21 protein-coding genes are annotated in these 21,890 nt (G+C 75.6%); 11 read left to right on the top strand and 10 right to left on the bottom strand.

Annotated elements, in window-relative coordinates:
- The 3 genes from ACI79D_RS19250 to ACI79D_RS19260 all read left to right on the top strand — a co-directional run.
- Window positions 1–316 (top strand): CoA-transferase (locus tag ACI79D_RS19250; RefSeq protein ID WP_456920083.1); only part of this gene is annotated, 316 nt, incomplete at its 5' end.
- A gap of 3 nt (window positions 317–319) precedes the next feature.
- On the top strand, window positions 320–988 hold the full coding sequence (locus tag ACI79D_RS19255; RefSeq protein ID WP_456920084.1) for a CoA transferase subunit B: 669 nt from the start codon (window positions 320–322) through the stop codon (window positions 986–988).
- A 26-nt stretch (window positions 989–1,014) separates the two neighbouring features.
- Window positions 1,015–1,836, top strand: coding sequence for a DUF1028 domain-containing protein (locus tag ACI79D_RS19260; protein WP_456920085.1), 822 nt, complete (start codon window positions 1,015–1,017; stop codon window positions 1,834–1,836).
- Between the two features lie 16 nt (window positions 1,837–1,852).
- On the opposite strand, the gene ACI79D_RS19265 is transcribed toward ACI79D_RS19260, so the two are convergent.
- The 4 genes from ACI79D_RS19265 to ACI79D_RS19280 all read right to left on the bottom strand — a co-directional run bounded on the left by ACI79D_RS19265 (window position 1,853) and on the right by ACI79D_RS19280 (window position 8,136).
- Complete coding sequence (locus ACI79D_RS19265) at window positions 1,853–2,299, bottom strand: DUF6752 domain-containing protein (protein ID WP_456920086.1); 447 nt, start codon at window positions 2,297–2,299, stop codon at window positions 1,853–1,855.
- A complete protein-coding gene (locus tag ACI79D_RS19270; protein ID WP_456920087.1) occupies window positions 2,296–3,903 on the bottom strand; it encodes a hypothetical protein in 1,608 nt (535 codons plus the stop codon). Before ACI79D_RS19270 ends, ACI79D_RS19265 begins: the two co-directional genes overlap by 4 nt.
- A gap of 33 nt (window positions 3,904–3,936) precedes the next feature.
- Window positions 3,937–4,935, bottom strand: a complete 999-nt coding sequence (locus tag ACI79D_RS19275; protein WP_456920088.1) for a decaprenyl-phosphate phosphoribosyltransferase — start codon at window positions 4,933–4,935, stop codon at window positions 3,937–3,939.
- Between the two features lie 90 nt (window positions 4,936–5,025).
- Window positions 5,026–8,136 (bottom strand): arabinosyltransferase domain-containing protein, encoded by a 3,111-nt coding sequence (locus ACI79D_RS19280; RefSeq protein ID WP_456920089.1) that lies wholly within the window; start codon window positions 8,134–8,136, stop codon window positions 5,026–5,028.
- Between the two features lie 216 nt (window positions 8,137–8,352).
- On the opposite strand from ACI79D_RS19280, the gene ACI79D_RS19285 reads away from it, so the two are divergent.
- Together ACI79D_RS19285 and ACI79D_RS19290 are read left to right on the top strand one after the other, a co-directional pair.
- Window positions 8,353–9,594, top strand: a complete 1,242-nt coding sequence (locus ACI79D_RS19285) for a hypothetical protein (protein WP_456920090.1) — start codon at window positions 8,353–8,355, stop codon at window positions 9,592–9,594.
- Window positions 9,591–10,706: a glycosyltransferase family 4 protein gene (locus ACI79D_RS19290; RefSeq protein WP_456920091.1), complete on the top strand. Its 1,116-nt coding sequence runs from the start codon at window positions 9,591–9,593 to the stop codon at window positions 10,704–10,706. Before ACI79D_RS19285 ends, ACI79D_RS19290 begins: the two co-directional genes overlap by 4 nt.
- Window positions 10,707–10,736: 30 nt before the next feature.
- Here ACI79D_RS19290 and ACI79D_RS19295 read toward each other — a convergent pair whose 3' ends face one another.
- Window positions 10,737–11,405 carry an ArsR/SmtB family transcription factor gene (locus tag ACI79D_RS19295; RefSeq protein WP_456920092.1) on the bottom strand — a complete coding sequence of 223 codons (669 nt, stop codon included), beginning with the start codon at window positions 11,403–11,405 and terminating at the stop codon, window positions 10,737–10,739.
- An 83-nt stretch (window positions 11,406–11,488) separates the two neighbouring features.
- Between ACI79D_RS19295 and ACI79D_RS19300 the strand changes: the two genes are divergently transcribed.
- Window positions 11,489–12,841 (top strand): MBL fold metallo-hydrolase, encoded by a 1,353-nt coding sequence (locus ACI79D_RS19300; RefSeq protein WP_456920093.1) that lies wholly within the window; start codon window positions 11,489–11,491, stop codon window positions 12,839–12,841.
- Complete coding sequence (locus ACI79D_RS19305) at window positions 12,838–14,163, top strand: MFS transporter (RefSeq protein ID WP_456920094.1); 1,326 nt, start codon at window positions 12,838–12,840, stop codon at window positions 14,161–14,163. The genes ACI79D_RS19300 and ACI79D_RS19305 overlap by 4 nt, the downstream gene beginning before the upstream one ends.
- Here ACI79D_RS19305 and ACI79D_RS19310 read toward each other — a convergent pair.
- The 5 genes from ACI79D_RS19310 to ACI79D_RS19330 all read right to left on the bottom strand — a co-directional run bounded on the left by ACI79D_RS19310 (window position 14,147) and on the right by ACI79D_RS19330 (window position 17,969).
- Window positions 14,147–14,629: an SRPBCC family protein gene (locus ACI79D_RS19310; RefSeq protein WP_456920095.1), complete on the bottom strand. Its 483-nt coding sequence runs from the start codon at window positions 14,627–14,629 to the stop codon at window positions 14,147–14,149. The genes ACI79D_RS19305 and ACI79D_RS19310 overlap by 17 nt on opposite strands.
- Window positions 14,626–14,994 (bottom strand): ArsR/SmtB family transcription factor, encoded by a 369-nt coding sequence (locus ACI79D_RS19315; RefSeq protein ID WP_456920096.1) that lies wholly within the window; start codon window positions 14,992–14,994, stop codon window positions 14,626–14,628. Before ACI79D_RS19315 ends, ACI79D_RS19310 begins: the two co-directional genes overlap by 4 nt.
- Window positions 14,995–15,058: 64 nt before the next feature.
- Window positions 15,059–16,216 carry an acyl-CoA dehydrogenase family protein gene (locus ACI79D_RS19320; RefSeq protein WP_456920097.1) on the bottom strand — a complete coding sequence of 386 codons (1,158 nt, stop codon included), beginning with the start codon at window positions 16,214–16,216 and terminating at the stop codon, window positions 15,059–15,061.
- 18 nt (window positions 16,217–16,234) lie between these two features.
- Entirely contained in the window at window positions 16,235–16,750 is a 516-nt protein-coding gene (gene purE / locus ACI79D_RS19325; RefSeq protein WP_456920098.1) for a 5-(carboxyamino)imidazole ribonucleotide mutase, read from the bottom strand.
- A 10-nt stretch (window positions 16,751–16,760) separates the two neighbouring features.
- The gene (locus tag ACI79D_RS19330; RefSeq protein ID WP_456920099.1) at window positions 16,761–17,969 is read right to left on the bottom strand and encodes a 5-(carboxyamino)imidazole ribonucleotide synthase; all 1,209 of its coding nucleotides are present in this window, start codon (window positions 17,967–17,969) and stop codon (window positions 16,761–16,763) included.
- A gap of 131 nt (window positions 17,970–18,100) precedes the next feature.
- Here ACI79D_RS19330 and ACI79D_RS19335 point away from each other — a divergent pair, with 131 nt between their 5' ends.
- The 4 genes from ACI79D_RS19335 to ACI79D_RS19350 are packed head-to-tail and all read left to right on the top strand — an operon-like array spanning window position 18,101 to window position 21,885.
- Window positions 18,101–19,153 carry a glycosyltransferase family 2 protein gene (locus ACI79D_RS19335; protein ID WP_456920100.1) on the top strand — a complete coding sequence of 351 codons (1,053 nt, stop codon included), beginning with the start codon at window positions 18,101–18,103 and terminating at the stop codon, window positions 19,151–19,153.
- Window positions 19,150–20,001 carry an ABC transporter permease gene (locus tag ACI79D_RS19340; RefSeq protein WP_456920101.1) on the top strand — a complete coding sequence of 284 codons (852 nt, stop codon included), beginning with the start codon at window positions 19,150–19,152 and terminating at the stop codon, window positions 19,999–20,001. The genes ACI79D_RS19335 and ACI79D_RS19340 overlap by 4 nt, the downstream gene beginning before the upstream one ends.
- 4 nt (window positions 20,002–20,005) lie before the next feature.
- On the top strand, window positions 20,006–20,749 hold the full coding sequence (locus tag ACI79D_RS19345; protein WP_456920102.1) for an ABC transporter ATP-binding protein: 744 nt from the start codon (window positions 20,006–20,008) through the stop codon (window positions 20,747–20,749).
- A complete protein-coding gene (locus tag ACI79D_RS19350; protein ID WP_456920103.1) occupies window positions 20,746–21,885 on the top strand; it encodes an acyltransferase family protein in 1,140 nt (379 codons plus the stop codon). The genes ACI79D_RS19345 and ACI79D_RS19350 overlap by 4 nt, the downstream gene beginning before the upstream one ends.
- Window positions 21,886–21,890 lie beyond the last annotated feature (5 nt).

Consider the following 21,890-nt stretch of genomic DNA (forward strand, 5'->3'; position numbering starts at 1 on the left):
GCTGACCGCCGACTTCGGCCTGGTCCGCGCCGCCGTCGGCGACCGGCACGGCAACCTGGTGTTCCACGAGTCGGCGCGCAACTTCAACCCGCTGGCCGGCATGGCCGCCCGCGTCTGCATCGCCGAGATCGAGACCCTGGTCGAGCCCGGCGAGATCCGCCCCGAGGACGTGCACCTGCCCGGGGTGTTCGTCGACCGGGTGGTGCGCGCCCGCCCGGATGACAAGAAGATCGAGAAGCTCACCACCCGCCCCCGCCCCGCCGCCGGCGCCGCGCCGGCCGCCGCCGGGGACGAGGCCGTGCAGGAAGGCAACTGACCGATGGCCCTGACCCGCGACGAGCTCGCCGCCCGCGTCGCCGCCGAGCTCGAGGACGGCCAGTACGTCAACCTCGGCATCGGCATGCCCACCCTGGTGCCCAACCACGTGCCCGAGACCGTGCACGTGGTGCTGCACTCGGAGAACGGCATCCTGGGCGTGGGCCCCTATCCGTTCGCCGGCGAGGAGGACCCGGACCTGATCAACGCCGGCAAGGAGACCGTCACCATCCTGCCCGGCGCGTCCTTCTTCGACTCCGCCACCTCGTTCGCGATGATCCGCGGCCGCCACCTCGACGTCGCGGTGCTCGGCGCGATGCAGGTCAACCCGCGCGGAGACCTGGCCAACTGGCTGATCCCGGGCAAGATGGTCAACGGCATGGGCGGCGCGATGGACCTCGTCCACGGCGCCCGCCGAGTGATCATCATGATGGAGCACACCGCCCGCGACGGCTCCCCCAAGCTCGTCGCCGAGTGCACCCTGCCGCTGACCGGCAAGGCCTGCGTGGACCGGATCATCACCGACCTGGCCGTCATCGACATCACCCCGGCCGGGTTCACCCTGCGCGAGACCGCCCCCGGCGTGACCGCCGAACAGGTCGCCCAGGCCACCGGCGCCCCCCTCACCCTCGCCGACGACCTCACCGAGATGACCCTCCCCGCCACCGTCTGAGGCCCGACCGGCAGGGACGAGGCCGCGTGACGTTCTCGGTCGTCGCCCGCGACCCGGCGACCGGGGAGCTGGGCATCGCGGTCTCGTCGTGCATCCTCGCGGTCGGCCGGGCGGTGCCCAGCGTGCGCCCGGGCGTCGGCGTCGTCGCCGTCCAGGCACGCAGCCGGCGCGGCCTCGGGCCGGCGCTGCTGGGCGGGCTGGAGCGCGGCGAGAGCCCGGACGGGCTGGTGCGGGCCGCCGCCCACGCCGCCGAGGACGTCGACCGGCAGATCGCCGTCCTGGACGCGTCCGGGGCGGTGGCCGCCGACACCGGGCGCGGCTCGTTCCCGGTCAGCGGCCACCTCGTCGGCGACCAGTGCAGCGTGCAGGGCAACATGCTCGCCTCCCCCGAGGTGCTGCCGGCGATGGCCCAGGCGTTCGCCGCCGCGCGCGGCGACCTGCCCGACCGGCTGCTCGCCGCGCTCACTGCCGGGCAGGACGCCGGCGGGGACCTGCGCGGCCGGCAGTCCGCGGCGCTCCTCGTGGTCAGCGGCGACCCCGCCACCGACGAGGACGACGGCGTGCGGATGGACCTGCGCGTCGACGACTCCGGCGACCCGGTGGCGCAGCTGCGCATGCTGCGCAACCTGCAGCGGGCCTACGACGAGCGCGACTACGAGCACCTGGCGCTGTTCGCGCCCGAGGGCGCCCGCGACCTCTACGCCGCGCTGGCCGCCTCGCAGCGCGGCGACCGGGCCGGCGCCCGGGCCGCGCTGGAGGCGATGCGGGCCCGGCCGGGCTGGTCGGCCTGGCTGGCCGCGATGGCCGGCGACGCCCGCCTCTCGGGGGTGTCCCGGCTGCTGGAGTGACCGGCGGTCCGGCTCGTCAGAGGGTGTCCGGCCGCAGCCGGGCCAGGGCCGCGGGGTCGACCTCGCGGTCGTGCAGGGGCAGGACCAGCTCGGTGACGACGTCGGCCAGCTCGGCCACCCGCAGGTGCAGCCGGCGCTCCTGGTGCAGGCCGTCCCGCAGCCGGGCGACCTCCGCGGCCAGCCCGCCGTCGCGCGCGTCGGGCGGGCCGTCGATGCGCTCCTCGGTCCGGGCCGCGCGCTGCTCGAGGTCGTCGAGCCGCCGCACCGCCTCGGCCAGCTGCTCGCGCAGCTCGGTGTTCTCCCGGCGGAGCCGCTCGTCCTCCTCGCGCAGGCGGGCGAACTCCTCCTGGAGCCCGCGCAGCTGCCCCTCGAGCTCCAGGCCGGCCGGGGCGAGGACCCGGCGGACGACGCGCGCCGGGCCGGCGAGGGCCGAGCGGCGCGGGGCGGGGTCGGGGATGGTCATCGGGTCCTCCGTCGGAACGTCGTCCGCCACGACTCGACCAGCCGCTCCTCCGGGGCGCCGAACCAGGTCATCGGCTCGACGACCCGGACGGCCTCGTCGAGGACCAGCCGGTGCCGGCCCGCTTCCTCGACGACCTGCTCCAGGGTCAGGTGGCGGTGGGGGGCGATCCCCGGGTAGCCGCGGTCGGCGACCAGGTCGAAGCTCGCGGCGCCGCCGCGGCGCAGCAGCACGCCGCACAGCCGGAGGACGTGGTCGCGGCCGCGGTCCTCGAGCGCGTTGAGCAGCCGCCGGCCGAACACGGTCCACGGGCCGGGCGTGGCCGTGCACTCGGCGGCGAGCCGCAGCACGGCGCGCAGGTCGAGCAGGTTGACCACGTCGGCGGTGACGGCCAGGTCGTCGCGCCCGGCCAGCGCCTGGCGCAGGACGGCGACCGCGTGCCGGGAGAAGTCGACCGCGTGCACCGTCCGGCCGGCCGCACCGAGGGCGAGCGCGTCGCCGCCCAGGCCGCAGCCGAGCTCCAACAGCCGCTCCCCCGGCGGTGTCCGGTCGTCCACCCAGCGGGCGAACGCGCTGGCCCGGGGAGCCGGGCGGGGGGCGACGGGGGCGAGGAGGACCTCGTCCTCCCACGGCTCTCGCTCGACGTTGTAGTCGGCGAACCAGCCGTAGAAGCGGTCGGCCGTCGCCGGGGGGATGTCGAAGGTGAAGCCCGGGTCGGGGGTGCGCCAGCCGGGCCCGTAGATGGTCTCCAGCATGAACTCGGGGTCCGCGGGCGCCGGTTCGGGGCGCCCCTCGACCTGCACGGTCCCCGGCGGGAGCAGGCGCTCCTCCCCGGCGTCCGTGCCGATCCCGAAGTGCTGGTACCACCGGCCCTCCAGCCGGAAGCCGGTGAACACGTCGACGTAGTGGTCCTCCACGCCCTCGTGCTCGACGAGGACCTGCAGGTGGCCGGCGGAGAGCCGGACGACCGGGAACCCCGCCGCCCGCAGGGCCCGGCCCAGCGCGAAGGACTCCAGGACGACGTCGGCCGGGTGCGCCGCCCGGCTCAGGTAGGCGAGGTCGGCGTCGTCGTCGTGCGGGAGCAGCCGGCCACCCTCCCGGACCGGGCCCAGCAGCGTCCCGCCGGTGACGTAGACCCGGGGCCCGAGGTGCTCGGTGACGACGTCGCGGATGCGGTCCATCGAGTCGAGCATCCGCCCGACCAGGCCGGGGTCGGCGTCGGCGAGCGCGTGCCCGAGCCGGCCCCACTTGTTGACCACCAGCGGCCGGCCGTGGCGGTCGGCGAGGTGCACCGGCCCGGAACCCCCGCCCAGGTCGACCGTCGCCTCGGGGCCGTGGGTCGCGCCGCTCGGCGTCAGCCGGATCCGCGCCCGCCCGCGCAGCCAGGGCACCAGCGCGGCCGGCCACTCCTGGAAGCGCAGCGACTCCGGCGCGGGGCCCTCGGGCCGCAGCTCCGGCGGGACCGGCGTCGTCCCGGGACGGAACGACCAGATCCGCCGTCCGTCGAGGTCGACGTCGACGGCGCCGTCCCCGGTCGCGGGGTCGGCGCCGTCGACCTCGTAGACGAGGCCGGAGTCCGTGGGCCAGACCGAGAGGATGCGTCGCATGACTCAGGGCGCTGCCGGCGCGGGGCGCCGGGCTCAGACCGCCCAGGCCCCGATCGCCACGATCGTCACCCAGACGACGCCGAGCACCAGCAGCCCGCGGTCGCCGAGCACGATCTCCTCCGGCGCGCCGGCGCTGCCGCGGTCGACGTCGACGGCGTAGCGCAGCAAGGCCAGTACGAACGGCGCGATGGACAGCGTCTGCCAGGGGAAGCCGTGGGTGGCCTCGACCATCTCGAAGGCCCACAGGCTGTACGCGGTGCAGGTCACGCCCGCCGAGAGGCTCCATACGAAGCGCAGGTAGCTCGGCGAGTACGACCGCAGGGAGCGCCGGGTCTCCCCGGCGTCGCCCAGCGCCTCGGCCTCGGCGTACCGCTTCCCGGCCACCATGAACAGCGCGCCGAAGGCGGCCACGAGCAGGAACCACTGGGACAGCGCGATGCCCGCCGCCGCGCCCCCGGCGACGCCCCGCAGCAGGAACCCGGAGGCCACCGCGGCGAGGTCGATGACCGGCTGGTCCTTGAGCCAGAACGAGTAGGCCAGCGAGATCGCGACGTAGGCGCCCAGGACCCCGGCCAGCGCCGGCCGGGTCAGCAGCAGCGCGCCGGCCAGCGACCCGGCGAGCAACGCGACGCCCGCGACCAGCGCGACCGGAACGGGGACGGTGCCGGCGGCCACCGGCCGGGATCGCTTGCGCGGGTGCCGCCGGTCCTCGGCGACGTCCCGGACGTCGTTGACCAGGTAGACCCCGCCCGCGGCCAGGCAGAACAGGGCGAAGGCCAGCACCGTGGGGCCCAGCACGTCGGCGTCGAGCACCTGTCCGGAGGCCAGCGGGGCGGCGAAGACCAGCACGTTCTTGACCCACTGCCGCGGGCGCACGGCCCGCACCAGCCCGCCGGCGACGGTGACCGGGGTGCGCCGCGGCGCGGTACCCGGAACCGGCGGGGCGACGGCCGGCAGCTCCGGCTGCACGGCGGTGTTCGCCTCGAAGCGCACGTGGGCGGCGCGCGTGGCGGCCGTGCCGTCGGTCTCCACCCGGCCTCCTCCCTCGTGCGGTCCTGCGGTCGTCCGTATCAGTGCACCCTCTCAGCCGGGGGCAAACAACCCCAGGTCGCCCCCGTGTCGCTAGACCGGTGGCCCGGCCCACCCCGCTCGGGTCACGCGGCTGCTCACCAGGTCGTAGCCGTCGGTCGGGTACGGGACGACGAACCGGAAGACCTGCAGGTCGCGCACGTTCGGCGCCGAGGGCATGAACGCGGCCAGCTCGGTGCTGCCCGACGTCCGCTGCACCGGGGCGAACAGCCCGCCCCGCGGCACCGTCCAGGTGCTCTCGGTGATGCCGTAGCCGGTGACGCCGTTGCGCCAGACGACCCCGTACTCCGGCGGCTCGGTGATCCCGTGACGGATCACCGGGAGGTGCTGGCACGGGAAGAGGAAGGAGACCTGCCACGCCACGGCGACGGTCGCGTCCGCCGGCAGGTAGTCGCGCAGCGGCACCAGCGGCAGGACCGACGGCCCGGTGAAGGCCAGCCAGCCGCCCGGCCCGCCGCTGGCGTCCTGCGCCACCAGCCGCAGCGCCGTCGCGCCGTCCGCCCGCGCCACCGCCACGTCGAGGGGGAAGGTGCGCCACACCGGTGAGCCGACGACGTCGGTCAGCTCCTGGGTCCGCACGACCCGCGGGTCGTCTCCCCCGCCGTCGGCGGCGAACTGCACCTCCAGCCGGTTGCCGCCGTCCAGCCGGCCCGCGGCGAGCACGGCGAGGAGGTCGTCGCCCTCCACGGCCGGCAGGTCGAACCACGGGGTGGTCGTGCTGCCGGTGAGGTCCTCGGACCCGCCCCCGCCCGGCAGGCTCCCCCAGGTCTCCGTCGCGACGCCGGTCCCCGGCTCGGCCGGGGGGACGCCGGGCGCGAACCACCCGCCGCCGCGGACGAACGGTGCGCCCGGCTCCGGCGCCGGTGTGCGGGCCGGCACGGGGCGGGCCGCGGAGACGTCGAAGACCCGCAGCGCGTCGGCGGCCCCGCAGTCCTCGGCGAGCGGGTCGGTCAGCGCGTCGGCCCACGGGGAGTACCCGTCCAGCGTCCGGGCCGTCGCCAACCCGAAGCTGCCGACCAGGTAGCCCAGCGAGGTCCCCAGGAACAGCAGGACCAGCAGCGGCGCGGCCAGCGTCCAGGCCGGCCCACGGCCGCCCCGCCGGCGCAGGTGGCGGCGGGCGAGGAGCACCAGGACGACCGCGACGGCGCCCCACAGCAGCGGGTTGTCGAAGCGGAGCGGCCCCACGTGCGGGGCCTCCTGGGGGTTGGGCAGCCCGGGCAGCCACGAGTAGGCGTACTCGTTCTGCCCGTGCAGGGCCAGCGCGGCCGCGACCGCCAGCGAGCCGAGGGCGACCACCGGCAGCGCCGGCCCGGCCGTCCGCCCGCCGGTGAGCCGCCGTACCAGCACGGGCAGGGCGACGAGGAACAGCGCGAGGAACGCGGGGCCGAGGCCGGCCAGCGCGCCGAAGTGGTGGGTCCACTTGCTGGGTGTCAGCCAGAGCAGCAGGAACGCCGCGGTCAGCGAGCCGCCGGCCAGGGTGAGCAGGGCCGGCAGCCGGTCCCCGCGCCCCCGCGCGGCCGCCGCGGCCAGCCAGAACCAGACCAGCAGCACGATGCCGACGAGGACCGCGGCCCGGCGGCCGTAGGCACCCATCGGGTTGCTGGCGAGCAGGAAGCCGTAGCGCTGGTACTCACCGGTCCAGTCGTCCTGCGCCTGGATGGACAGGAAGACCGCCTGGCCGCGGAGGAAGTCGTGGAGGGTGCCGTCGGCGAAGGCGGCGGCGCTCGCGAGGGCGCCGGGGGCCACGACCAGCGCGGTGCGGGTGAGCCGCTCCCGCCACGGCTGCCCGCCGGCCACCAGCGGGACCAGCCGCGGCAGGGACGCGACCAGCGGCGCCAGCGCCACGAAGCCGGTCGGGTGGACCACGACCGCCATGGCCGCCAGGCCGACCCCCAGCGCGAGCGGCAGCAGCCGGCCGGTGCGCAGGGCCGCGGCCACCGCCGTCATCGTCGCCAGCGCGAGGAGGCCGACCACCGCCTCCGGCCGGACCCCCATGCCGTAGGGCAGCCACCAGGCCAGGAAGGTCGCCGCCAGGACGACGACGACGGCCAGCCGCGCGGCGCGCCGCCCCGCCCACTCGTCCGGCAGGCCGCCCGGGCGGGTGACGAACCGGCGCAGCAGCACCCACGTGCCCAGGCCGACCAGCAGCGCCGGCACCCGCAGCAGGACGGGGCTCGTGCCGACCTGCTGCCACCAGCCGAGCAGCCGGTAGAACCAGGTGAACGGCGTGAACGACTGGTTGAGGATCTGGTAGTAGTTCCCGACGAACCCCTCCGCCGAGGCGTTGCGGGCCATCGCCGCGTAGTAGCCGTCGTCGTCCGACAGCGGCGCGATGAACCACCACAGCAGCAGCGTGCCGACGACCAGCACGTCCACGACGCGGGCCGGCCACCCCGGGGAGGGCCCCCGGTCGGCCGGGGCCGGCCGCGGCAGCCCCCGCTCGCGCCGCCACAGCGCGACCAGCGCCCCCGCGGCTGAGAGCAGCAGCACGGCCACCAGCACGCCCTTGACCGCGGTCGGCGTGGTGTTGAACTGGTCGTCGACGGTCACCTGCACGCGCAGGTCGTCGACGGTGGGCAGCCGCGGCACGCTGGTGGCCAGCACGTCGACGTCGGGCAGGGTGTCGGGCCCGTCGGCGACGGGGAACGAGGCGAGCCGGAGGCCGTCGCGCGTGACCGACAGGCCGGCCCGCGAGGCCTCGACGCCATAGGCGCAGTCCCCGCCGCGGACCGGCTCGGCCAGCAGTTCCTGACCACGGGCCAGGACGCGCAGCGTGCCGTCCCGGGCGGTGACGAGCAGGCCGTCGGTCTCCGCGGCGGGGTGGCCGGGGACGAGGGTCGAGACGACGACGCCCTCGGGGGTGGGCGCCGCGGCGGCCCCCGCCGCGCAGCTGAACCGGACGTCGAGGGCCAGCGGCTCCTGGTTGGTGAGCTCGACGATCGTGGCGGCGGGCCGCTGCGGGTCCTGCGGCCAGCTCACCGTGGGGACGCTCATCTCCACGGGGGCGAGCGGCAGCGCGACCGCGCAGAGCACCGCGAGCAGGGCCAGCAGCAGCGGCACCACCCCGCGCAGCCGCCGGGCCGGGCGGGGCGCGGGCTCCTCCCCGGGGACGGCGCCGGCTCGGTCGAGGTCGACCACGTCCACCGGCCATCCTCCTGGGGTTCCTCGGGGGCAGACGATCAGTAGACACCCTGGCGGGGTGCGGGCACCGCGCGGGCGGCCCGGCCCCGATACCGTCCTGGGCGTGACTGCGCAGGAGACCCGGCCCCGACCGGCCGGACCGGCGCGCTGACCGCCGGCCGGAGCGGGACGCCGGCCGCCGCCCCCGGACGCAGGCGCCTGCTGCCCTCGCTCAGCTGGATGGCGGCCTGCCTGGCGGTGTCCGGGGTGCTCACCTACGGCTACCTCGCGCTGCCGGCCCGGGCCCTGCCGGCCGCGGAGTACGCGGACTTCGGCGCCTACTGGTCCCTGGCCCTGGTCGTCGGCTTCGGGGTGTTCCTCCCGTTGGAGGTGGAGCTGACCCGGCTGCTGCACGACCGGCCGCCGGGGGGTGCGCTGCCCCGCGGGACGCTGCCCGCCGCCGCGCTGCTGACCGGGCTGAGTGCCGCCGTCCTGCTGGCCGCCTGGCCGCTGCTGTCCCCGGCGCTGGGCGGCCGGGTGGGGCTGCTGCTGGCCCTCCTGGCCGTGTGCGCCGTCTCGGCCGGGCAGTTCGTGCTGCGCGGGCTGCTGATGGCCCGCGGCGCCGCCGGCCGGTACGGCGCGGTCCTGGTGGCCGACGGCGCGCTGCGGGTCGCCGGCGCGGCGGCGGTGGCCGCCCTGGCCGACCCGCCCTCGGTCGAGGCCTTCGGCTGGACCCTGGTGGCCGCGCTGGCCCTGGCGCACCTCCCGCTGCTGGCCCGGTTGCTCTCGACCGGCCGGCGTGCGGCCGGCACCGCGGCGCCGCGCCCGCGGCTGGCCCTGGCCGACCTCGGGCACCTGGTGGTCGGGGCGCTGTGCGCCCAGGCGCTGCTCAACGCGGCGCCGGTGCTGGTGACCGGGGCGGCCGAGCCCGACGAGCGGGCCGTCGCGGCGGCGTTCGTCGCCGCCTTCACCCTGGTGCGGCTCCCCCTGTTCGTCGTCGTCCCGCTGCAGAGCGCGCTCATCCGGCCGCTGGCCGCCGTCGGCGTGTCCGGCGACCGCGGCCGGCTGCGGCGGCTGCTGCTCGGCTGGGCCGGGCTGGTCGCCGCCGGGGCCGGCGTCGCCGCCGTCGTCGGGGCCCTGGCCGGCCCGCCGGTGGTCGCCCTGCTGTTCGGGCCCCGCTACGTGCTGCCCGGCGCGGACGTCGCCGTCCTGGCCGCCGGCAGCGTCGTCCACCTCGGGCTGCTGGTCACCAGCCAGGCGCTCGTGGCCGGCGGCCGCCACCGGGACAGCGCGATCGGGTGGGCGGTGGGCCTGGTGGCCGCGGCCGTGCTCTTCTGGGTGGTGCCGGACCTCGTGGCCCGCGCGGCGCTGGCGTTCGCGGGGGGCTCGGCGGCCGCCCTGGCCTGGACCGGTTCGGTCCTGTTCCGCTCGGCGGGGGCCGGCGGGGACGCCACGTTCGACCGACGGGAGGACCTCCGGTGACCGACCGGCTCGACGTGCTGATCGCGCTGGACTACTACGCGCCCTACGTCAGCGGCCTCACCAACGTCGCCCGCGACGTCGCCGAGGGCCTGGTCGAGCGCGGTCACCGGGTCCGGGTGGTCGCCAGCCGGCACGACCGGCGGCTGCCGGCCCGGGAGGTGCGCAACGGCGTCGAGGTCGAGCGGGCCCCGGTGCTGGCGCGGCTGGGCAAGGGCGTGGTCAGCCCCGACCTGGTGCGGCGGGTGCGCGCCGCGGCCCGGACGGCGTCGGTGACCAACCTCCACCTCCCCATGCCCGAGGCCGCGCTGCTGGCCCGGCTCGGCTCGTCCCTCGTCGCCACCTACCACTGCGACGTCAGCCTGCCTCCGGGCCCGCGCAACCGCGTCCAGACGTGGGGCGTGGACCTGGCCAGCCGGCAGACCCTGCGCCGCAGCGACCGGGTCGTCGTCTCCAGCGAGGACTACGCGCGGTCCAGCCGGCTGTGGCCGGCGATGGCCGGCCGGACGGCGGTCATCCCGCCGCCCTGCCTGGACCGCCCGGCCGGGGTGCCCCGGTTCCGGGACGGCACCGGCCTGCACGTCGGGTTCCTCGGCCGGATCGTCGAGGAGAAGGGCCTGCAGTACCTGGTGCGGGGCTTCCGCACGCTCGCCGACCCGGACGCCCGGCTGCTCATCGGCGGGGACTTCACCGACGTGGCCGGCGGCTCGGTCGTCGACGAGGTGCGCGCCGTGGCCGCCGGCGACCCGCGCATCCGGCTGCTCGGCTTCCTGCCCGAGGAGGACATCGCCGACCTCTACGCCTCCATCGACGTGTTCGCGCTGCCGTCGGTCAACGCGTTCGAGGCCTTCGGCATCGTGCAGGTCGAGGCGATGCTGGCCGGGGTCCCCGTGCTGGCCAGCGACCTGCCCGGCGTCCGCACGCCGGTGCGGGAGACCGGCTTCGGCGCCGTCGTCCCCCCGCGGGACGCCGCCGCGATCGCGGCGGGGCTGGCCCGGCTGGCCGCGGCCCGGCCCGACCCGGAGCAGGGCCGGGCACGGGCGCGGGAGCGCTACGCCCTGTCGACGGTGCTGGACGCCTACGAGGCGCTGTTCACGTCCGTCGCCGGTCGCTGACGGCCGCCGCAGCAGGCGCCGGCCGAGCCGTCACGCCGACGCCCGCACGACGGGCAGGCCGGCGGCGGCCCACTCGGGCAGCCCGTCGACCAGCCGCAGCGCCGGCCGGCCGGCGGCGGTGAGCGCGCGCACGGCGGCGTCGGCGTAGGCGCACAGCGGGCCGCGGCAGTAGGCGACGACAGGCCGGCCGCCGGGCAGGTCGGCCAGCCGGGCCTCGAGCTGGTCCGGTGGGACGTTCACCGCGCCGGGCAGGTGGCCGGCGGCGTACTCGGCCGGTGGCCGGACGTCGAGGACCACGACCTCCCCGCCGCGCATCCGCGCCAGCAGCTCCTCGCGGGTGATCAGAGCCAGCCGTGATCGGTCGCCGAGATAGGCGGCGGTGAGCTCGTCGATCCGGGCGACGTGCGCGCCGGCGACCGCGCGCACCGACCGCCACAGCGCACCGACCGCCTCGCCGGCCAGCGAGTAGTACACCCGGGCCCCCTCGCGGCGGGTGCGGACCAGCCCGGCGCGCAGCAGGAACTGCAGGTGCTGGCTGGTGTTGGCCATCGACTGGCCGATCTGACCGGCGAGCTCCTCCACGCTGCGCTCCCCCTGCGCGAGGACGTCGACCAGCTCGGCACGCCGCCCGTTGCCCAGCGCCTTCGCGACCGAGGCCAGCCCGTCGTAGAGCGCATCCTTCGCCTGCCGGTCCCGCACTCGACCTCCTCGTTCAAGCGATCTCTTGACACCTTACGACAACCGCGACATCGTTCGGGCGTTCCCTCGAGCGAGGAGGGGCCATGGCTCCTGAGCTCGTACCGGTCGTCGACGACGGCCTGGGCAACACGACCTGGCTGGTCGGGCTCGGCGACGGCCGGGCACTGGTCGTCGACGCCAGCCGCGACCTGCGCGCCGTGCACGCGGCGGCCCGGGCGCGCGACTGGAGCGTCGCGTTCGCCGCCGACACGCACCTACACGCCGACTTCGTCACCGGCGCGGTCGACCTGGCCGCCGGTGGTGCACGGCTGCTCGCCTCCGCCGCGGGCTCCCGGGCCTACACCCACCACGGCCTGAGCGACGGCGACGAGGTGGACCTCGGCGGGCTGACGCTGCGCGCGCTCGGGACGCCCGGGCACACCGGCGAGCACCTCGCCTACCTGCTCGCCGACGGCGACCGCCCCCTCGGGGTGTTCACCGGTGGCTCCCTGCTCGTCGGCGCGGCGGCGCGCACCGACCTGGTCGACCCCGACCGCACCGAGGAGCTGGCCCGGGCCCAGTACGCGTCGCTCCGACGGCTGGCCACCCTGCCCGACGAGGTCCAGGTGTGGCCCACCCACGGCGCCGGCTCGTTCTGCTCGGCCCCGCCCGGTGCGGCGCGCAGCAGCACCATCGGGCGTGAGAAGGTGACCAACCCGCTGCTGGCCACTGCGGACGAGGATGCCTTCGTCGGCCGGCTGCTGGGCAGCCTCGGCACGTTCCCGGCGCACTTCCGGCGGCTGGCCGAGGTCAACCGGCGCGGCCCGGCCCCGCTCACGGCCGACGCCTGCCTCGCCCGCCTGACCGTCCCCCAGGTCCTGGCCGCACGGGCTGCCGGGGCGGAGGTCGTCGACGTCCGCCCGCCCACCACGTACGCCGCCGGGCACGTCCCCAGCTCGTTGGCCATCAGCCTGCGGCCGGTGTTCGCCACCTGGCTGGGCTGGCTGGTCCCCGACCCGGCCACCCCCCTGGTGTTCGTGCGGCGGGCCGAGCAGGACCCGGACGAGGTGGTCTGGCAGGCCCGCAAGGTCGGCTACGACGTCCTCGCCGGCGAGCTGGCCGGTGGCGTCGCCGCCTGGGCCGCAGCCGGGCAGCCGGTCGCCACGGTCCCGCTGCTGCAGCCCGGGCAGGTGGACCCCGCGCGCGTCCTCGACGTCCGGCAGGACCGCGAGTACGCGGGCGGACACCTGCCCTCGGCACGCCACGTGGAACTCGGCGCGCTGCCCGCCGCCGACCTGCCGGCCGGACCGGTGGTCACGATGTGCGGGCACGGCGAGCGCGCGATGACCGCCGCCAGCGTCCTGGAACGGGCCGGGCACCGCGACGTCGCCGTCCTCCTCGCCGGCGCCGAGGAGTGGGCGACGGCCACCGGCGCCGCGCTGGAGGTCACCGCGTGACCTCGGCCGGCGGCTCCGTCGGCGCGCCGTCCGCCGGAGGAGCCGCGGCCCCGCCGATCCGGCTCGGGCTGCGGCAGAACCTGCCCCAGTTCGTGCTGCTCGTCGCCGTCAACGCCCTCGTCGGCGCGACGCTGGGTCAGGAGCGCACGGTCGTGCCCCTGCTCGCCGAGCAGGCGTTCGGCGTTCCGGGCTTCGCGTCCGGGCTCGCGTTCATCGCCGCCTTCGGCCTGGTGAAGGCGGCCACGAACTTCCTCGCCGGCACGCTGTCGGACCGGTTCGGCCGCAAGCCGGTGCTCGTGGCCGGCTGGCTGGTCGCCCTGCCGGTGCCCGCGATGCTCATCTGGGGGCCGACCTGGTGGTGGGTCGTGGCGGCCAACGTGCTGCTGGGCGTGAACCAGGGACTGACCTGGTCGACCACGGTGGTCATGAAGATCGACCTGGTCGGTCCCGCCCGCCGCGGCCTGGCGATGGGCCTGAACGAGGCCGCCGGCTACGGCGCGGTCGCCGTCGCAGCACTGGTGACCGGCTGGCTGGCCGCCACCTACGGGCTGCGCCCGGCACCGTTCCTGTTCGGCGCCGCGGTGATCGCGCTGGGCCTCGGTGCCTCCGGGCTGGCCGTGCGGGAGACCCGCGACCACGCCCGGCTCGAGGCCGCCGGGCACGCCGGCGCGCACAACGGCGGGCTGTCCACCCGCCAGGTCGCCGTCCTCACCTCTTTCCGGGAGCGGGCGCTCTCGGCCGCCAGCCAGGCGGGCCTGGTCAACAACCTCAACGACGGCCTCGCCTGGGGACTGTTCCCGCTGCTGTTCGCCGCCTCCGGCCTCTCGGTGGGGCAGATCGGCGTGCTCGCGGCGCTGTACCCGGCCGTGTGGGGCCTCGGCCAACTGGTCACCGGCGCGGCATCGGACCGGCTGGGCCGCAAGTGGCTCATCGCCACGGGCATGGAGGTCCAGGCGCTCGCGCTGGCCCTGGTCGCCCTCGGCAGCAGCTTCGGCGCCTGGGCGCTGGCCGCGGTGCTGCTGGGCGCGGGCACCGCGATGGTCTACCCCACGCTGCTGGCCGTCGTCGGCGACGTCGCCCACCCGGCCTGGCGGGCCCGCGCGGTCGGCGTCTACCGGCTGTGGCGGGACGGCGGGTTCGCCGTCGGCGCCCTGGTGGCCGGCGTCGTCGCCGACGCGTTCGGCCCGGCGGTCGCGATCTGGGTGGTCGCCGCGCTCACGGCCGCCTCCGGCGCCGTCGTCGCGGGACGGATGTACGAGACGCACGGGCGTCCCCAGCTCGCCCCGGGACGACGGCGCCCGGACCTCAGCCGCCCGCGGTGACCAGCGCGGCGTACCGGTCCAGGTACAGCAGCCAGCCGTCGTCTGCACCGACGCCGCCGGCCACGGCCTCCCAGCCGGGGCCGTGCCGGTCGAGGTTGCGGTGTTCCAGCTCCACCCGGGTGCGCTCGGGCGTCTCGGCGTGGAACCGGACCTCGACCTCGCTGGCGTTCTCGGGGTCGGACTCGACCCGCCAGGTGGGGCCGATGTCCCAGCTGAACACCACCCGGGCCGGCGGCTCGTAGGCCAGCACCCGGGCCCAGCGGCACTCGCTGCCGTCGGTGGCGCGGTCGTAGATGGCGCCGCCGACCCGCGGCTCGAAGACGGTCTCGGCGATCGGCGCGGCGAGCAGGTTGTGCTCCCGCGGCTTGAAGTCGCCGAAGCGCTCGGTGAACACGGCGAACGCCTGCTCGATCGGGGCGTCGACGACGATCTGTCGACGGACCACCGCGGCCGGTGCCTGGGTCATGGCCTCTCCTCTGGGGGTTGCTCGGGGTTCTCTCCTGGGTCGTGCGGCCGTGCGTCGTGCGGCGGAGCGAGGACGTCGCCGTAGTTGGCCAGCGCGCGGGACCAGAAGGTGTCCAACTGGTCTCGCAGGGCGGCCACCGCCGTGGGGTTGAGCCGGTAGATGCGGCGCGTGCCCACGGGGCGTTCGGTGACCAGGCCGGCGTCCTTGAGGACCTTCAGCGCCTGGGACACCGCGGGACGGCTGATCGGGAGCTCGGCGGCGAGCTCGCCGACCGCGCGCGGCCGTTCGGCCAGGGCGGCGACGATGGCCCGCCGGGTGGGGTCACCCAGCGCGGACCAGCCGTCGTCGTCTCGGTAAGCGTCCACGAACGGTAAGAATTCTCTTACCGTTCGGCCGCGTCAACCCCTCAGGACGACCCGGGCCGGCGACCTACTTCAGGAGGCTCCGTGCGATCACCATGCGCTGGATCTGGTTGGTGCCCTCGTAGATCTGGGTGATCTTGGCGTCGCGCATCATCCGCTCGACGGGGAAGTCCAGCGTGTAGCCGGCGCCGCCGAACAACTGGACGGCGTCGGTGGTCACCTGCATCGCGACGTCGGAGGCGAAGGCCTTGGCCGAGGCCGACACGCGGGTGACGTCGGGACGGCCCTGCTCACCCGCGGCCGCGGCGACGTAGACCAGGTGCCGGGCGGCCTGGATCCTCATCTCCATGTCGGCGAGCATGAACTGCACGCCCTGGAAGCTGCTGATGCTGGTGCCGAACTGCTTGCGGTCCTTGACGTAGGCCACCGCGGCGTCGAGCGCCCCCTGGGCGATGCCGACGGCCTGCGCGCCGATGGTCGGCCGGGTGAAGTCCAGCGTCCGCAGCGCGGTCTTGAAGCCGGTGCCGGGCTCGCCGACGATGCGGTCGGCCGGGATGGTGCAGTCGGTGAAGTACAGCTCGCAGGTCGGCGAGCCCTTGATGCCCATCTTCCGTTCCTTGGGCCCGACGGCGAAGCCCGGGTCGTCCTGGTGCACGACGAACGCGGAGATGCCGTTGGCGCCCTCGTCCGGGTCGGTGACGGCCATGACCGTGTACCAGTCGGAGATCCCGGAGTTGGTGATCCACGCCTTGGTGCCGTTGAGCACCCAGGTGTCGCCCTCGAGCCGGGCGCGGGTCCTCATCGCGGCGGCGTCGGAGCCGGCCTCCCGCTCGGAGAGCCCGTAGCTGATCATCGAGTCGCCCGCCGCGATGGAGGGCAGCACCGCCTGCTTGAGCTCCTCGGACGCCGACAGGAGGATCGGCGTCGAGCCGAGCTTGTTGACGGCGGGGATGAGCGAGGCGCTCGCGTCGACGCGGGCGACCTCCTCGATGACGATGCAGGTGGCGATGGCGTCGGCACCCTCGCCGCCGTAGGCCTCGGGGATGTGCGTGGCGTGGAACCCGGCGGCGGTCAGCGCCTTGCGGGCCTCGACGGGGAACCGCGACTCGGCGTCCACCTCGGCCGCGTGCGGCGCGATCTCGCGCTCCGAGATGTCCCGGACCGCCTCCCGGATCGCCTCGTGCTCCTCGGTCAGCGCGTACAGCCCGCCGGCGTTGTTACCCACGGGTAGATCGTAGGACCCTCAGGTCGAGCGGAACCGCTCCTGCAGCGCCGCGTCACGGGCCACCACGGCGTCGGCGAGGTCGGACTGGAAGCGCTCCACGGCCGACCGCAGCTCGGCGTCGGCCGCGGCCAGGATGCGCACGGCGAGCAGCCCGGCGTTGCGCCCGCCGCCGATGCTGACCGTGGCCACCGGCACGCCGGCCGGCATCTGCACGATCGACAGCAGGCTGTCCAGCCCGTCGAGCTGGTCGAGCGGGCGGGGGACGCCGATCACCGGGAGCGGCGTGGCCGCCGCGACCATCCCCGGCAGGTGGGCCGCTCCCCCGGCGCCGGCGACGATCACCCGCAGGCCGCGTCCCGCAGCCGACTCGGCGTACTCGAGCATCCGCCGGGGCGTGCGGTGCGCCGAGACCACGTGCGCCTCGTACGGGACCCCGAACTCGGCCAGCGCGGTGGCTGCCGGCTCCATCATCGGCCAGTCGGAGTCACTGCCCATGACGATGCCGACGACCGGGCTGCCGGGGTCCGGGTGCACGCGGGCTCCTTCAGTGCTCGGTGGCGAAGGCGAACGCCGGGTCGACCTCGCCGTCGGCCAGGTAGCGGGCGGCGGCGACCGCGCGGGCACGCACCTCGGCGAGGTCGTCCCCCAGCGCGGTGACGTGGCCCAGCTTGCGGCCGGGGCGCTGCCCCTTGCCGTACCAGTGCAGCTTCACGTCGGGCCAGTGCGCCATCAGGTGGTGCACCCGCTCGTCGATCGCGGAGCCGGACCACCCCTCCTCCGCGGCCTTCCCACCGAGCACGTTGGCCATGACGACCACCGGTGCGGTCATCGCCGTCGCCCCCAGCGGGTAGTCGAGGACGGCGCGCAGGTGCTGCTCGAACTGGCTGGTGCGCGAGCCCTCGATCGTCCAGTGGGCGGAGTTGTGCGGCCGCATGGCCAGCTCGTTGACCAGGACGGCGTCCGGGGTCTGGAACAGCTCGACGGCGAGCACGCCCACGACCCCGACCCGGTCGGCGACGCGCACGGCCAGCTCCTGGGCGGCGGTGGCGGTGGCCTCGTCCACCCCGGGCGCGGGTGCGAGCACCTCGGTGTTGATCCCGTCGCGCTGCACCGTCTCGACGACCGGCCAGACCGCGACCTGACCGAACGGCGACCGCGCGACGACGGCGGCCAGCTCGCGGACCAGCGGCACCCGCTCCTCGGCCAGCAGCGTGCCGTGCCGCTCGACGAGCTCGGCGGCCGCGGCGGCGTCGTCCACCACGAACACGCCCTTGCCGTCGTAGCCGCCGCGCGGCGTCTTGAGCACCACCGGCCAGCCGTGCCGGTCGCCGAAGGCGGCGATCTCGTCGACGGAGGCGACCTCGGCCCAGGCGGGCTGCGGCTCCCCGGCCTCGGCCAGCGCCCGCCGGAGGACCAGCTTGTCCTGGGCGTGGACCAGCGCCTCGGGGCCCGGCGCGACGCGGTGCCCGGCGTCCCGCAGCGCGTGCAGGTGCTCGGTGGGCACGTGCTCGTGGTCGAAGGTGACCACGGTGGCGCCCTCGGCCACCCCCAGCAGGGCGTCGAGGTCGCGGTGGTCGCCCAGGCGGACGTCGGCGGCGACGAGGGCCGCCGACTCGTCGGGGCCGGTCGACAGCACCCGCAGCGACTGGCCGAGCGCGATCGCGGCCTGGTGCGTCATCCGCGCCAGCTGGCCGCCACCGACCATGGCCACGACGGGGAGTCCTGTGCGGCGGTCCAGGGGCGAGTCGCTCATCACCGGAGAGCCTATGCGGGGGGCCTCGGTGGGAGACGGACCGCCCCGTCCGCACCAGTCGCCACACCCACCACTGGGTTTCGCGGAGGTGGCCGGGAGGCGGCCGGAAGTGACCTAGCATCGGTTGCGTTATGGCCGTAGCAGAAGCCTGGGACCCGGCGTCCCCGACGCGGGAGTGGCCCTCCGTCTCCGTCGTCATGCCGGTCCTGAACGGCGCCAAGACGCTCACCGAGAGCGTCGGCGAGGTGCTGTCGCAGGCGTACGAGGGCGACGTCGAGCTCATCCTCGCGCTGGGCCCCTCGAAGGACCACACCGACTACATCGCGCACCGGCTCGCCGCGTCGGACCCGCGGATCCGCCTGGTGCAGAACCCGACCGGGCGGACCCCGGCGGGCCTGAACGCGGCGCTGCGCGCGGCCAGCCACGACATCGTCGTCCGGGTCGACGCCCACGGGCTGCTCTCCCCCGGTTACCTGGCCCGCGCGGTGGACCTCCTGCTGACCACCGGCGCGGCGAACGTCGGCGGCCTGATGCTCGCCGTCGGTCAGACGTCGTTCGAGCAGGCCGTCGCGCGGGCGTACCGGTCGTGGATCGGCCTCGGCGGCGGCAGCTTCCACGTCGGCGGCGCCGAGGGTCCTGCGGACTCCGTCTACCTCGGCGTGTTCCGGCGGGACGTGCTCGAGCGGCTCGGGGGCTTCGACGAGCACTACCACCGCGCCCAGGACTGGGAGCTCAACCTCCGGATCCGGCGGGCCGGCGAGGTGGTCTGGTTCTCCCCCGACCTGTCGGTCACCTACCGACCCCGGTCCTCCTGGCCCGAGCTGGTCCGGCAGTTCTTCCACACCGGCCGCTGGCGTCGCGAGGTGATCCGCCAGTACCCCGACACGGTCAACCCGCGCTACCTCGCCCCGCCGGTCACCACCGCGCTGGTCCTCACCGGCGCGGCCGCCGGGCTGGTCGGCCGCCGCACCCGCGTGGCGGCGCTGCGTTGGGGCTGGCTGGCCCCGGTGGCCTACCTCTTCGGCCTGGTGTCGGCGGCCACCGTCGACAGCCGGCACATGAGCCTGGGCGCGCGCGCGTGGTTCCCCGTCGTCCTCGCCACCATCCACCTGAGCTGGGGAGCGGGTTTCCTGGTCGGCCAGCGCCCGTCGCCGACCCTGCAGACGGCACGGACGGCGCGGTGAGCACGGTCGACGACACCCAGGTCACCACCGAGCCCACCCCGGCGCCCCGCCCTGCCCGACGGAACGGTCCCTGGACGCGGCCGGCCCAGCTGTGGCAGCGGCGCCGGGCGATCCGGCTCCTGGTCGGACGCGACCTCAAGGTCCGCTACGCCGACTCCGCCCTGGGGTACGTCTGGTCGATCCTCGAGCCGCTGCTGCTCGCGGGCATCTACTGGTTCATCTTCACGCAGGTCTTCACGCGGACCGTCGGCGAGACGCCCTACATCGTCTTCCTCCTCGCCGGGCTGCTGCCCTGGACCTGGTTCAACAGCGCCGTCGGCGACACGGCCAAGGCGCTGCGCAGCGAGGCGAAGCTCGTCCGCTCGACCAACGTCCCCCGCGAGATCTGGGTGGTGCGGGTCGTGCTCTCCAAGGGCGTGGAGTTCGTCCTGAGCCTGCCGGTGCTCGCCCTGTTCGCCGTCCTCTACTCGGCGCACGTCAACTGGCGGCTGGTGTTCCTCCCGCTGGCGATCGTGCTGCAGGCGCTGCTGATCCTGGGCATCGGCCTGCTGCTCGCGCCGATGGTGGTCCTCGTGCGCGACCTCGAGCGGCTGGTCCGGATCGCGCTGCGCCTGGGCTTCTACGCGACGCCGGTGATCTACGGGATCTCCGACGTCCCCGAGCCCTTCGACCTGCTCTTCTCGCTCAACCCGCTGGCCGGGATCTTCGAGCTGTGCCGCGCCGGGTTCTTCCCGGGGCAGCTGGACTGGGGCGACGTCGGCAAGTCCGTCGTCGCGACCCTGCTCCTGCTCGTCGTCGGGTGGGCCTCCTTCGCCCGCCTGGAGCGCACCGTCCTGAAGGAGATCTGACGCCGTGGTCGACGCACCGGTCATCTCGGTCGCCGACGTGGGCGTGCGGTTCCACCGCGGCCGCCGGCACCGCAGCGTCCGCGACCTGCTCATGGGCAAGCAGGCGGGGGTGCGCCCGGGTGAGTTCTGGGCGCTGGACGGCGTCAGCTTCGACGTGCAGCCCGGGGAGACCATCGGGGTGGTGGGCCGCAACGGGCAGGGCAAGTCGACCCTGCTCAAGCTGGTCGCCGGCGTGCTGCTGCCCGATCGCGGCGCGGTCGACGTCCGGGCCGGCGTGGCTCCCCTGATCGAGATCACCGGCGGCTTCGTCGGCGATCTCAGCGTCCGCGAGAACATCGCGCTGACGGCGGGCCTGCACGGGATGGACAAGGCGGCCATCGCCGAGCACTTCGACCACATCGTCGACTTCGCCGAGATCGACGACTTCCTCGACACGCCCTACAAGCACCTGTCCAGCGGGATGAAGGTGCGGGTGGCCTTCGCGGTGGTCTCGCGGCTGGAGGAGCCGGTCATCCTCGTCGACGAGGTGCTGGCCGTCGGCGACAAGGCGTTCAAGCGCAAGTGCTACGCCCGCATCGACGAGCTCATCGCCGCCGGCCGGACGCTGTTCCTCGTCTCGCACAGCGAGAAGGACCTGCAGCGGTTCTGCCGCCGGGGGATCTACCTGCGCGCCGGCCGCGTCGCCGCCGACGGCCCCATGGACGACGTGCTGGCCGAGTACGCGCGGGAGACGGGGCCGGACGCGTGACCGCGGGCCTCCCCAGCGCGGCTCCACCCCGCCCGCGGCAGGCCTACTGGGACAACCTCCGCTTCGTCGCCATCACGCTGGTCGTGGTCGGCCACGTCGCCGAGCAGCGGATGGACTCGGACACGATGGCCGCACTGGTCGTGGTCCTCTACGCGTTCCACATGCCGCTGTTCGCCTTCGTCTGCGGCCGGTTCGCCACGGCCGGTCCGCTGACCCGGGCCACCGCGCGGAAGACGACCAGCCAGCTGGTCGTGCCCTACCTGGTGTTCAGCCTCGCCTGGTTCGCCCTGCGCCGGGTCGTCGAGGGCGACGTCGGCCTGGACCTGGCCAAGCCGTACTGGCACCTGTGGTTCCTCGTCGCCCTGGCGGTGTGGCGGGCCGCGCTGCCCTACCTGGCCGAGCTTCGCCACCCGCTGCTGGTCAGCGTGCTGGTCTCGGTCGGGGCCGGGTACGTGCCGTCGGCCGGCGCGGTGTTCGACAGCGGCCGCATCTTCGCCATGCTGCCGTTCTTCGTCCTCGGGTGGGTCAGCAAGCAACAGGCCTGGGGTGAGGGCGGCGGCCGGTTCGGCCGGGACGCCCTCGCCTCGCTGACGTCGGCACCGGCCCGGGTGCTCGCCGCGGCGGTCCTGGTCGCCGCGCTGGTCGTCGGCGTCCTCCAGGTCGACACGGTGCGCGCGCTGGACCTGCAGGAGTGGGCGCGGATGAGCCTGCCCTACACCGCCACCGGCGAGGCGCAGTGGTGGAGCGGCGGGGTCCGGCTGGTCCAGCTCCTCCTCGCCGTGCTGCTGGGGGGCGCCCTCATGGCACTGGTGCCCCGCGGCCGGTCGGTGCTCACCGGGTGGGGCGGCGCGACGATGTACGTCTACCTCCTGCACCTCGTCCCGATCTACCTCCTGCGCGAGCTGACCGACGCCTTCGAGTGGTTCGACTCCCTCCCACGGCTCACACTGCTGGTGGCGCTGGCTGTCGCCTGGACGTGTGTGCTGAGCACCCGGGCGGTACGGCGGTTCTCCCGACCCGTCGTCGAACCGCGCCTGAGCTGGCTCTTCCGGGACGCGCCGGACGAGGCCGCGCGCGTCCCCGCCCCCGATCCCACCCCGGCGACCGGACCCGGACACCGGGTCGACCGCGACTGAAGAGG

It is taken from the genome of Geodermatophilus sp. SYSU D00708 (assembly GCF_054050115.1).